The organism is Bacillus sp. RK1064 (assembly GCF_051488405.1).
GTDB lineage: Bacteria > Bacillota > Bacilli > Bacillales > Bacillaceae > Bacillus.
This window is the reverse complement of the sequence record NZ_JBPSCZ010000001.1, coordinates 3351427-3364672: the sequence shown is the minus strand read 5'-3', so window position 1 is coordinate 3364672 and position 13246 is coordinate 3351427. Positions and strand designations below refer to the sequence as shown.

12 protein-coding genes are annotated in these 13246 nt (G+C 40.8%); 10 read left to right on the top strand and 2 right to left on the bottom strand.

What is annotated here, in order from left to right; translation table 11 throughout:
• Positions 1-86: 86 nt before the first annotated feature.
• Both ACSSTM_RS17310 and sppA read right to left on the bottom strand, forming a co-directional pair.
• Positions 87-608 carry an RDD family protein gene (locus tag ACSSTM_RS17310; RefSeq protein ID WP_034661878.1) on the bottom strand — a complete coding sequence of 174 codons (522 nt, stop codon included), beginning with the start codon at positions 606-608 and terminating at the stop codon, positions 87-89.
• A 14-nt stretch (positions 609-622) separates the two neighbouring features.
• Positions 623-1624, bottom strand: coding sequence for a signal peptide peptidase SppA (sppA, locus tag ACSSTM_RS17305; RefSeq protein WP_060596993.1), 1002 nt, complete (start codon positions 1622-1624; stop codon positions 623-625).
• Between the two features lie 445 nt (positions 1625-2069).
• On the opposite strand from sppA, the gene ACSSTM_RS17300 reads away from it, so the two are divergent.
• From ACSSTM_RS17300 to ACSSTM_RS17255, 10 genes are all read left to right on the top strand, one after another.
• A complete protein-coding gene (locus ACSSTM_RS17300; protein ID WP_003216672.1) occupies positions 2070-2873 on the top strand; it encodes an NAD kinase in 804 nt (267 codons plus the stop codon).
• Positions 2874-2972: 99 nt separating this feature from the next.
• Entirely contained in the window at positions 2973-4415 is a 1443-nt protein-coding gene (locus ACSSTM_RS17295) for a DEAD/DEAH box helicase (RefSeq protein WP_034661884.1), read from the top strand.
• 189 nt (positions 4416-4604) lie between these two features.
• On the top strand, positions 4605-5654 hold the full coding sequence (locus ACSSTM_RS17290) for a fatty acid desaturase (protein WP_034661887.1): 1050 nt from the start codon (positions 4605-4607) through the stop codon (positions 5652-5654).
• Between the two features lie 118 nt (positions 5655-5772).
• A complete protein-coding gene (locus ACSSTM_RS17285; RefSeq protein WP_060762666.1) occupies positions 5773-6909 on the top strand; it encodes a sensor histidine kinase in 1137 nt (378 codons plus the stop codon).
• Complete coding sequence (locus ACSSTM_RS17280) at positions 6906-7505, top strand: response regulator transcription factor (RefSeq protein WP_034661892.1); 600 nt, start codon at positions 6906-6908, stop codon at positions 7503-7505. The genes ACSSTM_RS17285 and ACSSTM_RS17280 overlap by 4 nt, the downstream gene beginning before the upstream one ends.
• Before the next feature lie 197 nt (positions 7506-7702).
• The gene (locus ACSSTM_RS17275) at positions 7703-8623 is read left to right on the top strand and encodes an iron-hydroxamate ABC transporter substrate-binding protein (RefSeq protein WP_034661895.1); all 921 of its coding nucleotides are present in this window, start codon (positions 7703-7705) and stop codon (positions 8621-8623) included.
• Between the two features lie 110 nt (positions 8624-8733).
• Positions 8734-9423 carry a response regulator transcription factor gene (locus ACSSTM_RS17270; RefSeq protein ID WP_148666395.1) on the top strand — a complete coding sequence of 230 codons (690 nt, stop codon included), beginning with the start codon at positions 8734-8736 and terminating at the stop codon, positions 9421-9423.
• Positions 9423-10427: a sensor histidine kinase gene (locus tag ACSSTM_RS17265; RefSeq protein WP_095285573.1), complete on the top strand. Its 1005-nt coding sequence runs from the start codon at positions 9423-9425 to the stop codon at positions 10425-10427. Before ACSSTM_RS17270 ends, ACSSTM_RS17265 begins: the two co-directional genes overlap by 1 nt.
• A 106-nt stretch (positions 10428-10533) precedes the next feature.
• Positions 10534-11295 (top strand): ABC transporter ATP-binding protein, encoded by a 762-nt coding sequence (locus tag ACSSTM_RS17260; protein WP_012010889.1) that lies wholly within the window; start codon positions 10534-10536, stop codon positions 11293-11295.
• Positions 11285-13222: an ABC transporter permease gene (locus ACSSTM_RS17255; RefSeq protein ID WP_034661903.1), complete on the top strand. Its 1938-nt coding sequence runs from the start codon at positions 11285-11287 to the stop codon at positions 13220-13222. The genes ACSSTM_RS17260 and ACSSTM_RS17255 overlap by 11 nt, the downstream gene beginning before the upstream one ends.
• The last annotated feature ends 24 nt before the right edge of the window (positions 13223-13246 follow it).

The window sequence follows — 13246 nt, the reverse complement described above, 5'->3', positions numbered from 1 at the left end:
CTTCTCTACGATTATGGCTCTCAATCTGGATTTTATACCCAATCATGAAAAAAGAGTTTGACCGGTACCCGGCCAAACTCCTCTGATTATACGTTTGCTTCTGTTTTTTCATATAAATGTTCATGGACGACCACCGTATCGGCAAAGTAATCATGAACCCCTTGCTTTTTCGGTGAGAACCCAACGACAGCATAGAGAACAAAGAGCGTATTAATGTAGCGACCTACAATCTCTCTAAAGAAAATGACATCCCATGCCAGCTTCTTCTCAGGCTGAAGCGAGACCACTTTGATCCCAAACACCATTTTGCCGAGTGTTTGTTGAAAGATTTTCGTCATGATGGCGAAATAAAGCAGGAATACAATCGTCGTTGTGACGGAGAATGGAGAAAACCATCCTCCTCCTTTGGACCAGCCAAACAGACTAAAGATTGGAGAAACCGTCAAATGGTTGACACCCCAGACGACGAGCCAATCAAGAATAAACGCCCAAAACCTAATCCAAAAGCCTGCAAACGCCTGTGCTTCAATCACTGCACGTTTCGCAAGAGCCGGATTCGATTCTTCTTGGCTGCGGCTTTCGGTTACTTCATCGAATGTAGAATCCATCTATGATCCCTCCTTTATTTTGAATAGAGATACATCGGTTTAGACCCGTTTGAGCCAGCCAGTGTTTCTTTTAGATTGAGAAAATCAATTTCACTTTTAAAGAGTTTGCTTGCGCTCATATTGAAGAGAGAGTTCCAGCCAAAGCTTTGAGAATAGCTGATCACTGTCGCTCCTTTTAACCCTTTTTCATTTTTCTTCATTGCTTTGATTGCATCTTCATAATATCCTAGCTCATCGACTAATCCGTTCGATTTCGCCTGTGTTCCGTCATAGACTCGGCCGTCAGCAATTTTCTTGACGTCCTGTTTTGACATGCCGCGTCCTTCAGAGATGACTTTGACAAACCCTTCATATGAGTTATCAACCATGCTTTGCATGATGTCGCGCTCATCTTTTGTCATATCACGATTTGGTGACATGATGTCTTTAAATTTTCCGCTCTTAATTGTTTCGTATTTAATACCTAAATTATCCGCCAGCTTTGAATAGTTCAAGCTTTGCATGATCACACCTAACGATCCTGTTAATGTTTCAGGTGAAGCAAAGATTTTCTTGGCTGGAGTTGATACGTAGTAACCGCCAGAAGCTGCCATTGAGCCCATGGAGACGTAAATCGGCTTCTTCGCTTTTTTCACTTCTTCTAATTTTTTATGTATTTCCGCACTTTCATAGACACCGCCGCCAGGAGAGTTGACGCGCAGCAGTACACCTTTTACTGAAGCATCATCTTTCGCTTTTTCTAGTTCCTTGAGGAATGCACGATGATCATAACCTTCTCCGCCTAACAGACTTGATGCGCCGCCATTATCTTGAATGGTTCCATTAATCTCAAGAACCGCAATTTTTCCAGCACCGCTTCCATCCTCTAGTACCTTTTCTTCTATTTCATCCCCAAATTGATAGCTCATTTTATTGTCATTGAAGTTTTCGAACAAGGCCATCGTGACACTTATCACAATTGAAAATCCGAAAACACCTAGTGCAATGATTAACGCTACCCATCTTTTCGCATTCATCTTTTTCTCCTCCTTTTTGTCTCTCTTCATTGATACGAATATTCATATGAAATGTTTCACAGGAATTGTGGTTTTTTTACATTTCATTTCATCATATGATAGCACCTCTTTTCATTCACGATCAACTTTACATCGTCTCCTTTGAGATGCGCATGACGAAAAATTGGCTTTTTTATCCTCCCTCTGCACCTAATAGGCTAGTTCTACACCACAACGAAACACCTAAACCACTCTTTCATGAGAAAGAAGCTATTCAATTATGCTCAAATCCTGCCCTTTTCGAATCCCTTACATTGGCTCATTTCTAAAAACGAATGCCATCATCATGCAGGTTTTTCTAATGTTTTTACTTTCATATGAAAAAAGTGTAAAATGTGAGCAAGGGTTCACATGTAAGCCCTTTATTATTGGAAAACTATTTTTGACAACAAAGGGGAGAACGTCAATGACAGACAATCGTCGCAATGTATTTTTCTTTTACAAAAAAGATCATGAATTGGATGGACACATTTCTTCTCTGGAGAAGCTCGCTACCGATCAAGGCTTTCAAGTCGTCAAGCGTGCAGAAGATGCCCATATTATTGCTTCAATTGGCGGGGATGGCACATTTCTTCAAGCAGTCCGCAAAACGAATTTCCGGGATGACTGCTTGTATGTAGGGGTATCAAAAACAGAGAATTCGCATCTATACTGCGATTTTTCATTAGAGCATTTTGATAAAATGATTGATGCCATGAACACTGAACAGATTGAAGTGAGAAAATATCCGATCATCGATGTAAGCGTTGACAGTACCAATCAGTTCCATTGCTTAAATGAACTGTCGATCCGCTCAAGCATTATTAAAACATTTGTGATCGATGTGTATATAGATGATTTCCACTTTGAAACATTTAGAGGAGACGGAATGATTATTTCTACTCCGACCGGCTCAACAGCCTACAATAAATCGGTAAACGGCGCCGTGGTTGATCCGATGCTCCCTTGTATGCAAGTCACAGAGCTTGCATCGCTAAACAACAACTCGTACCGTACACTGGGTGCTCCTTTCATCTTAAGCAGTGACCGCAAGCTAACGCTGAAGGTTGTGCAGGACGGAAACGACCATCCAATTATCGGGCTTGATAACGAAGCGCTTGGCACGAAACACGTCAAACAAATTGACATCGGCCTTTCAGGAAAAGTCATTAAAACAGTGAAATTAAAAGACAACTCCTACTGGGAAAAAGTAAAACGCAGATTCCTTTAATCAAAAGCTCCTTTATGGGGCTTTTTTTCATGTCTTTTCATTCACGGTCATGGTTATGGTATGATGTCACAAGTATGAATGTACGAAAAGGAGAACACGATGACATTACAACAATTTGATCAATATCCATTAAGCAATGAATTAAAACAAGCGCTAAAAGCACTTCACTTCCATACACCTACACCTGTTCAGCACGAGACATTATCCGTTGCTTTTTCAAAGCAGGATCTGATCGTCAAATCTCAAACTGGCAGCGGCAAGACCGCAGCCTATGGTTTGCCGATTTGTGAAATGGTCGATTGGGCTGAAAATAAACCTCAAGCCCTCATCCTCGTTCCAACACGAGAACTCGCCATGCAGGTCAAACAGGATCTCACAAGCCTTGGACGATTGAAACGAATCAAAGCCGCAGCCATTTATGGAAAAGCCCCTTTTCAAGCCCAAAAAGTAGAGCTTGCACAAAAAAACCATATTGTGTGCGGAACACCAGGACGAGTCTTGGATCACCTTGAGAAAGGTACTCTTTCATTAGAAAACCTCAAATTTTTCGTGTTAGATGAAGCGGATGAAATGCTGAACATGGGATTTATTGATCAAGTCTCTTCTATTATTCAGTATCTGCCGCCAAAGCGCATGTCAATGCTGTTTTCAGCGACCATGTCTGATGAGATGAAGAAATTGAGCGATCAGTTTTTACAATCACCAAAAGTGATTGAAATCGCACGTGCGGAAACATCTGTACAACAAATCACCCACACCGTGATTGAAACGGAAGAAGAAGCAAAATTCTCCCTTCTTCAGCGTACGATCGTCATTGAAAATCCAGATAGCTGCATTATTTTCTGTAATACACAGGACCGAGTGAATGAACTCACAATGAAGCTGGACGAATGGGATGTGCCTTGTGACAAAATTCATGGAGGCATGAGACAGGAAGACCGCTTCGCTGTCATGGATGAATTCAAAAACGGTGAGTTCCGTTATTTGATCGCAACCGATATAGCAGCCCGGGGCATTGATGTCAGTGATATGACACATGTGATTCATTACGATCTGCCCTATGAAAAAGAGCGCTATATTCACCGAACAGGAAGAACTGGCAGAGCGGGGAAAAGCGGGAAAACCATTGCGTTTATGACCAAAAACGCAAAGCCTCTGATTGATGAATTAAAGCAGGAAGCAGGTATTGATTTCCAGACGCAGCCTTATCCAACAAAGGAAGACGCAGAGCAGCATGTAGAAAGCTTTGAAGAAAAGATTGAAACACCGATTCAAAAGGAAAATAAACAGGCAGGCGTTGAGAAGGATATTATGAAGCTTTATTTTAACGGCGGGAAGAAAAAGAAACTGCGGGCTGTTGATTTCGTTGGGACCATTGCCAAAATAGAAGGCGTTGCCTTCGATGACATTGGGATTATTACCATTCAAGACACGAAAACATATGTCGATATTTTAAACGGCAAAGGCCCTCTTGTGCTGAATGCCATGCGCCATACAACCATTAAAGGCAAGCAGTTAAAAGTTCATGAAGCACGTTCATAAAAAGTGAAGGCTAAGCGCCTTTACTTTTTTATTTAAAATAAAATAAGCTTACAAACCCTGATACCGTCAGCCTTTCCGGCGTCCAACATGACAAATGTCATATCGAATACATGATGGGTGCTACTATGAGCATGACACCTTTCCTTCTATACTTTGAAGTAGAAAGAAACGGAAAGGACTTGAACGTTCATGACGACTTCAACAAACACACAGCAGCAAGCCACTTTAAGAAAACAAGTTGGCCAATTCTCTGGTGCTAATTCTAAAAAAAGTATCATGCAGCTCTTTAATACATTTATTCCATTTTTGGGGCTTTGGTTTCTTGCCTATTATAGCCTGAACATCTCCTACCTTTTAACCCTCTTCTTTGCGGTTATTGCAGCTGGTTTTTTAGTACGTGTCTTTATTATTTTTCACGACTGCTGCCACCAATCCTTTTTCAAACAGAAGCAGATGAATCACTTGTTCGGTTTCTTAACAGGTGTACTCACCCTTTTCCCTTATCTTCAATGGCAAAGAGATCATTCGATTCACCATGCCACAAGCAGTAATTTAGACAAACGAGGTACTGGTGATATTTGGCTCCTGACAGTCAAAGAATATCAAGAAGCATCAGTATGGACGAAATTTCGCTACAGATTTTATCGTAATCCTTTTGTGATGTTTATTTTGGGACCGATCTTTGTTTTCCTGTTTAAAAACCGTTTCAACGTCAAAAATGCTCGTAAAAAAGAGCGCTGGAATACGTATTTCACAAACATATCAATTGTTTTATTGGCAGGAGCGACCTATCTCCTTTTTGGCTGGCAAGGTTTGTTACTTGTCCAAGGTCCAATCTTCCTGATTTCTGGATCAATCGGTGTATGGCTGTTTTATGTGCAGCATACGTTTGAGGATTCTTACTTTGAAGCAGATGAACATTGGAATTATGTGCAGGCAGCAGTAGAAGGCAGTTCTTTTTACAAATTGCCAAAACTCCTTCAGTGGTTAACAGGCAATATCGGTTATCACCATGTCCATCATTTAAGCCCGAGGGTACCGAATTATCATTTGGAGCATGCACATGAGCATAGTGAGCCGCTTCAAAATGTTCCAACCATCACTTTAAAAACAAGTATCGAGTCAATGAAATTTAGACTTTGGGATGAAGAAACCAAAGCATTTGTTACCTTTAAAGAAGCACGTCAGACTAGAAGCACACCTGTCATCAAAGGAGACATTCTCAAGAAGAATGCGTAAACGACGCAAGCTCTTTCTTACAATAGAAGGAGCTTGTTGGTATTTGCAGGATGCGATAACGTGTTCAATTTGATAAAGTAGTGAAAAAGAATGAAAAAATGGAAAAGGTGATTCACGGATGAAAAAACAACTTAAAATTCAAAAATTGCATGGGATTTCTCCCTATATATGGGCCATTTTTTTCATCCTTCCCTTTTATTTTATCATTAAGGCTCCTTCGACTTTAGGCATTGTGATAGGCATTATTTTGAACGTTGTCTTTTTCGCTGTCTATCGTTTTGCCTTTATCGCAAAAGGCTGGTCTTTATATGTATTAGGCCTTCTCTTGATTGCGATTTCTACTGGCTATGTCATGCTCTACAGCTACATTTATTTCGCTTTTTGCATTGCCTATTTCAATGGGCATATTAAAAGAAAAGTACCTTTCTATATCTTATACTATATTCATGTCGGAAGCGCCGCCATTGCGGTGAATTTCAGTCTGATCTTAAAAAAGGGCTGGTTTCTCACGCAAATTCCCTTGGTTCTCATTACACTCATTAGTGCCATTCTCCTCCCCCTTAGCATTCGAAGCAGGAAGGAACGTGAACGGCTCGAAGAGAAATTAGAAGATGCCAATGAACGTATCGCTGACCTTGTAAAAATTGAAGAAAGGCAGCGAATTGCACGTGATCTGCATGATACCCTTGGACAAAAGCTTTCCCTCATCGGTTTAAAGAGTGATCTTGCCCGAAAACTGGTTTATAAAGACCCAGAGCAGGCACGTGCCGAACTGAAAAGTGTCCAGCAAACAGCCAGAACGTCTCTCAATGAAGTTCGGAAAATTGTTTCCTCCATGAAAGGTATTCGGATCAAGGATGAAATGGTGAACATAGAGCAAATTCTCGAAGCGGCCGGGATAGAATTGATCTATGATGAAAAGGAAGCACCGAAACACATCTCTCTTCTCAACGAAAACATTGTGAGCATGTGTATAAAAGAAGCGGTCACCAATATCGTCAAACATAGTGATGCCACAGTCTGTAAAATAACCATTCATCAAAAGTCAAAAGAAGCGGTCATCACGGTTGAAGATGATGGGACATTTAAAGGAGATCATCCCTCCTCTCAAACGAAGGGACATGGCCTTTTAGGGATTAGAGAACGATTGGAATTTGCAAATGGACGCCTTCACCTTGAGACAAAAGATGGGACGAAGCTGATCATGAGCATTCCAAATGATTCAGCAGCAAAAGAAAAGGAGGGAATGAAATGATCAATATCTTTATCGCAGAGGATCAGCAAATGCTGCTTGGTGCGCTCGGTTCACTTCTTGATTTAGAAGACGATATGAAGGTAGTTGGGAAAGGAACGAATGGCCAGGATGCCATCGATTTTGCCCAAAAGCACCCTGTTGATATTTGCTTAATGGATATTGAAATGCCAGGGAAATCCGGACTTGATGCAGCAGAAGAGCTCAAAGGGACAGATGTGAAAATCATCATTTTAACGACCTTTGCCCGCTCTGGTTATTTCCAAAGAGCGCTCAAAGCTGGCGTCAGCGGCTATATGCTTAAAGACAGCCCAAGCGAAGATCTGGCAAGTGCCATTCGGAGCGTGATGAAAGGGAAAAAGGTGTACGCCCCTGAATTAATGGAAGACTTATATAGTGACGAAAATCCTTTAACAGAACGAGAGAAATCGGTCCTAGAACTCGTCGCAGACGGCAAAAACACAAAAGAAATTGCTAAGGAACTCAGCATTAAAAGCGGCACTGTCCGGAACTACATTTCCATTATTTTAGATAAGCTAGAAGTGAAAAACCGCATTGAAGCCATTACACGCTCAAAAGAAAAAGGCTGGTTTAAATAAGAAAAAAGATCAGGACACATGTGCCTTGATCTTTTTTTCTACCAAAAATCCCCCTCTATTTTTATCACCAACTATCAAAATGCAATTGACAACAGACCGCACTCCTATGATATGATATCCGAGTGATAATAATTATCATTATCACTCGTACAATCAAATACCCGGCTTATGTGCCGATTTCAAAGGAGTCTACATTCATGAAGAAAATATTGTTCCCTCTGATGCTCATCTTTGTACTTGCGTTGAGCGCATGTGGCAATAGCAGCAGCTCTTCCTCAAATAAAGGAAATCAATCAACATCATCAGACAAGATTACATATCAATCTGAAAATGGCCCTGTGAAACTGCCAGCGCATCCAAAACGTGTCGTTGTACTCGGTTCTTACACGGGTAATGTCATGTCACTAGGTGTGAACCTAGTCGGCGTCGACTCTTGGTCAAAAAAGAACCCTCGCTTCCAAAAGGAATTGAAAGATGTGGAAGAAGTGTCGGATGCCAATGTCGAAAAAATCATGAAGCTAAAGCCCGATGTCATCATTGGCTTAAGCAATACAAAAAATGTAGAAAAACTAAAAAAAATCGCGCCAACAGTCTTGTTTACGTATAACAAAGTCGATTACCTTCAGCAGCATATTGAAATTGGAAAAGTATTAAACAAAGAAAAAGAAGCCAAAGCATGGGTAAAAGATTTTAAAGAACGCGCAGCTGAAGCTGGGAAAGAAATCAAAGCGAAAATCGGTGAGGATGCGACGGTTTCTGTGTTTGAAAGCGGCACAAAAGATCTTTACGTGTTTGGAGATGCATGGGGCCGCGGCACAGAAATCCTCTACCAAGAAATGAAACTAAAAATGCCTGAAAAAGTGAAAGAAAAAGCATTAAAAGCTGGCTACTATGCGGTTTCACAAGAAGTGATTCCTGAATTTGCTGGAGACTATATGATCATAAGTAAAAACAGCGAAATGGACAATTCCTATCAAAACAGTGAAATCTACAAGTCCATCCCTGCTGTGAAAAAACATCGTGTGTATGAGGCAAATGCAGAAGAATTCTATTTTAATGATCCGCTCACGCTCGACTATCAACTATCATTCTTTAAAAAGCACTTTTTAGGTAAATAAACTGAAGCAAGGGAACCCTTCCCTTGCTTTTTTCTTGTCTGCTTCTAGCGGCAGCGCTTTTTTTCCGCTACAATTACATACAAGCGAATACAAAAAGTGTGGTGCTGGTTTTGTTTAAAATTTTACTGATTGAGGACGATACAACCCTCTTCCAAGAAATCAAAGAACGTCTAGTTAACTGGTCCTATGATGTTTATGGGATTCACGATTTTCAACAGGTCATGCAGGAATTCACTTCTGTTCAGCCTGATCTCGTCATTATTGATATACAGCTCCCAAAATACGATGGCTTTCATTGGTGCCGGATGATTCGGCATCATTCAAATGTACCTATTATCTTCCTCTCCTCTCGTGACCACCCTGCTGATATGGTCATGTCGATGCAGCTCGGTGCCGATGATTTTGTACAAAAGCCCTTTCACTTTGACGTGCTCATTGCCAAAGTCAGTGCCGTTCTTCGCAGAGTGCATGATTATAATGCAGAACCTGCCAGCCTAAAGGTATGGTGTGGCGCTACGATTGATCTAGAAAAAAACACCGTCACAAATGACCATGGTGAAGTGGAATTAACGAAAAATGAACTATTTATTCTTAAGGAATTGATTCAGCATAAAAATCATATTGTCAGCCGTGAATCACTCATTCAAGCATTGTGGGAGGATGAACGGTTTGTCAGTGACAACACACTGACCGTAAACGTCAATCGCCTAAGAAAAAAACTAGATGAGATCTCCCTTGGCACCTACATTGAGACAAAAGTGGGTCAAGGCTATCTTGCAAAGGAAAAGGATGATCACTGATGCTGCAAGCATTTTTAAAAGAACGAAGAAGCTGGATCCTGTTCTTTCTTAGTTTGCAGCTCCTCATTCTGTTTGTTGCTTATTTGGATACGACCATTCCAATGGCGTCTCTTTTTTATATTGTGTTATTATCTACGTTTTTCATGATCGTCTTTCTCTTTTTCCGATATCGTAAAGAAACGGCGTATTATGAGCGGCTGAAAGAATGGGATGATCATATTGATCATCAAATGCGGCTCACTCCATCTTCCCCATTTGAACAGCTTGTACATGATGCGACGTCAGAGCAAATTGCCCGCTATCGGCAAATGGCAGCAGAACAGCAAATCGCCCTTGAAGAAGAGAAGGATGAATTGCTCTCATGGATACATGAAGTGAAAACACCTCTCACAGCGATGCACTTAATGATTGACCGCTTAACAGAGCAGCCGCTGAAATCGAATATGACGTATGAATGGCTCAGAATTCATTTATTACTCGATGCCCAGCTGCACCAAAGCAGAATACGTCATATCGAAAATGATTTATTTATTGAACAGCTTGACCTGCAAAGCATCTTAGCGAAGGAAATCAAAGCGCTCCAATCATGGTGCATGCAAAAAGGAATCGGCTTTGAACTCACGCTAGAAGAACGTCACGTATTAAGTGATACAAAATGGTTATCCTTTATGATCAGACAGGTGCTCACAAATGCAGTTAAGTACAGTCATTCGTCCGATATTGCCATTGAAAGCAAGCGAATGAATGACCAAGTGATGCTGACGATCTCAGATCAAGGCAGAGGGATAGACCCAAGAGACCTGCCGCGTATTTTTGAAAAGGGTTTTACCTCAACAAGACATCACAATGACACCGCCTCAACAGGAATGGGGCTTTATTTAACGAAAAAAGGAGCAGACGCTCTTCATATCAAGATCGAGGTCAACTCCACGATAGATCAAGGCACAACCTTCACCTTTATTTTTCCGAAAAAGAATGATTTTGTGCATATTGCGAGCATGTGACAACAATGTCACATGCTCGTCTGTTTTGTTCGCCAAATCGAAGGAAATCCGGCGGGCTTCTTTTTATACTAGAGGTATCAATTAAATAGAAAAAGGGGATCGACAAATGAACATTTTAGAAGCTCGCAAAATATATAAAAGCTACGGAAATAAATTCAACAAACAAGAGGTGCTGAGCGGCATTGATTTGACCATTGAAGCCGGAGAATTTGTCAGCATTATGGGGCCATCAGGCTCGGGGAAAACAACCCTTCTAAACGTATTGTCCTCTATCGATCATGTATCCAGCGGATCGATTCGTATCGCAGATGCTGAGATGACACAGATGAAGGATCAGCAGCTCGCAGAATTCAGAAAAAAGCAGCTTGGCTTTGTTTTTCAGGATTATAACTTACTTGATACACTCACGGTCAAAGAGAACATCCTCTTGCCATTATCCATCTCCAAAACGCCGAAAAAAGAAGCTTTTGAACGTTTTCAACAGCTCGCGGAGGACATGGGCATCTATGAACTAAGAGACAAATATCCGAATGAACTCTCTGGTGGGCAAAAGCAGCGGACATCAGCGGTTCGCGCCTTCATTCATGAGCCGAGTCTTATTTTCGCGGATGAACCTACCGGAGCGCTTGATTCCAAATCTGCATCTGATCTACTCAATAAGCTGCAAGATTTCAATCGCAAACGAAAAGCGACCATAGTCATGGTGACACATGATCCTGTCGCAGCCAGCTATTCAAGACGTGTCATTTTTATCAAGGACGGACAGATCTATACTCAGTTGAATAAAGGTGCTTTAGAGAGAAAGATGTTTTTCGAGGATATTATGAAAACGCAAGGTGTCTTAGGCGGTGTGAAGCATGAACATTAATCAGCTCGTCTTCCGTAACCTGAAGAAAAATTTGAAGAATTACTATTTATATGTGTTTGCTCTCGTGTTTAGTGTGGCGCTCTACTTTTCTTTTGTCACCTTGCAGTACTCACCAGCACTTGATGATGTAAAAGGGTCCATTAAAGGCGGTGCGTCGATTAAAGCCGCTTCGGTACTGCTCATTGCCATTGTTGGGATCTTCCTGTTATATGCGAACAGCATTTTTATTAAACGCCGAGGGAAAGAAATAGGTCTCCTGCAGCTCATTGGCATGACGAAACAAAAAATTGCCAAACTGCTCAATGCAGAAAATTTCATCCTATATGTGTTCTCAATGGCTGTTGGTATCATAGCTGGATTTATCGGTTCAAAGCTCATGCTGATGGTGCTATTTAAAGTAACAGGCGTTAATGCCATCGCGCATCTGCATTTTTCAGGCATGGCCCTTCTGCAAACGCTCATTGTCTTTTTCATCATCTATGGATTAATTATGCTAAGAAATAGACGGTTTATTAGTAAACAGACAATTTTATCTTTGTTTAGAACCACGTCTTCTACAGAGCAGCGTGTGAAAAAGATCTCTGTGTTTGAAATCATCGTTGGGGTTTTCGGTATTGTCTTGATCAGCTCAGGCTATTATATTTCTTCTCAGCTTTTTAGCGGCTCATATACGTCCATGCTTGAGTTATTTTCAGCCATGATTTATATTCTAGCCTCTGTCATTATCGGTACCTTTCTCTTTTATAAAGGCTCTGTTTCTTTCATTGCCAATATTGTACGTAAAAGAAAAAATGGCTATCTCGCCATTCATGAAGTCCTGTCTTTGTCATCTATTATGTTTCGATTAAAATCAAATGCACTGCTTTTAACGATTATTACAACCGTATCTGCACTTGCCATCGGGTTGTTATCTTTAAGCTACATTTCCTATTACTCAGCAGAAAAAACGGCTGAACAACAGATTCCCTCACATTTTGTCATGGGCTCAGAGAAAGAAGCCGATACCTTCACTCGTGCACTTTCTGACAAACATATTGCGTATGAAAAAAAGCAGTTCAAGGTCATTCAAGCGGATTTTGATGCACATAAGATCATGGATTCGGAATTAGAAAGTTTGAATAAGAATCCAAGAGTCTTGACACTGCCTGTGATCAGTGAGAAAAATGCACCTAATATTCATGTAGAAAACAACGAAGTCATCTTAAGCGGCTACAGTGATTTATTGAAGAAATTCATGCCGATTCAAAGCTCAGGTGATGTAAAACTTCTCATCAAGAAGCCGCTTGATTTAAAAGTCATTGATATGAAGAAAGATTACATCATCTCTTACAAATTCACTTTTGGCGGTCTGCCTGTTGCCGTCGTCAGTCAAAATGTCTTTGAGAAGCTTGACCAGCAGAAAGATCCTAAACTGCAGCTTGAGAATAATCAATATAACGCGGTCAATATAAAAGATGATAAAAACCTTGAACAAGCCAATGATGTGTTTACATCTTTAAAACTAGGTGACGACAGCATGTCTCAATTAGCTTCAGCTCAGCAGCAAAAGCAAACAATGGGACTGATGATGTTTGTGGTTGGATTTTTAGGTCTAAGCTTCCTTGTGACATCAGGCTGTATTTTATACTTCAAACAGATGAATGAAAGTGAAGAAGAACAAAGCTCGTACACGATCTTACGTAAGCTTGGCTTTACAGAGAAAGATCTATTAAAAGGCATTCGACTCAAACAGCTATTTAACTTTGGGATTCCGCTCATCATCGGATTGCTGCACAGCTACTTTGCAGTTCAGTCTGGCTGGTTTTTATTCGGCGGTGAACTGTGGACACCAATGCTCATCGTCATGTCGATTTATACGGTTTTATATTCTGTCTTCGGATTCCTATCTGTCCAGTATTACAAAAAGGTCATTAAAGAATCCTTGTAATGAATTCCCCATAGGCCGCTGCCT

Excerpts from the sequence above, each read along its gene's own strand:
- ACSSTM_RS17280 (WP_034661892.1), top strand. The coding sequence starts at position 6,906 with ATGATCAATATCTTTATCGCAGAGGATCAGCAAATGCTGCTTGGTGCG.
- ACSSTM_RS17300 (WP_003216672.1), top strand. The coding sequence starts at position 2,070 with ATGACAGACAATCGTCGCAATGTATTTTTCTTTTACAAAAAAGATCAT.
- ACSSTM_RS17285 (WP_060762666.1), top strand. The coding sequence starts at position 5,773 with ATGAAAAAACAACTTAAAATTCAAAAATTGCATGGGATTTCTCCCTAT.
- ACSSTM_RS17310 (WP_034661878.1), bottom strand. The coding sequence starts at position 608 with ATGGATTCTACATTCGATGAAGTAACCGAAAGCCGCAGCCAAGAAGAA.
- ACSSTM_RS17295 (WP_034661884.1), top strand. The coding sequence starts at position 2,973 with ATGACATTACAACAATTTGATCAATATCCATTAAGCAATGAATTAAAA.
- sppA (WP_060596993.1), bottom strand. The coding sequence starts at position 1,624 with ATGAATGCGAAAAGATGGGTAGCGTTAATCATTGCACTAGGTGTTTTC.
- ACSSTM_RS17275 (WP_034661895.1), top strand. The coding sequence starts at position 7,703 with ATGAAGAAAATATTGTTCCCTCTGATGCTCATCTTTGTACTTGCGTTG.
- ACSSTM_RS17290 (WP_034661887.1), top strand. The coding sequence starts at position 4,605 with ATGACGACTTCAACAAACACACAGCAGCAAGCCACTTTAAGAAAACAA.
- ACSSTM_RS17265 (WP_095285573.1), top strand. The coding sequence starts at position 9,423 with ATGCTGCAAGCATTTTTAAAAGAACGAAGAAGCTGGATCCTGTTCTTT.
- ACSSTM_RS17260 (WP_012010889.1), top strand. The coding sequence starts at position 10,534 with ATGAACATTTTAGAAGCTCGCAAAATATATAAAAGCTACGGAAATAAA.
- ACSSTM_RS17255 (WP_034661903.1), top strand. The coding sequence starts at position 11,285 with ATGAACATTAATCAGCTCGTCTTCCGTAACCTGAAGAAAAATTTGAAG.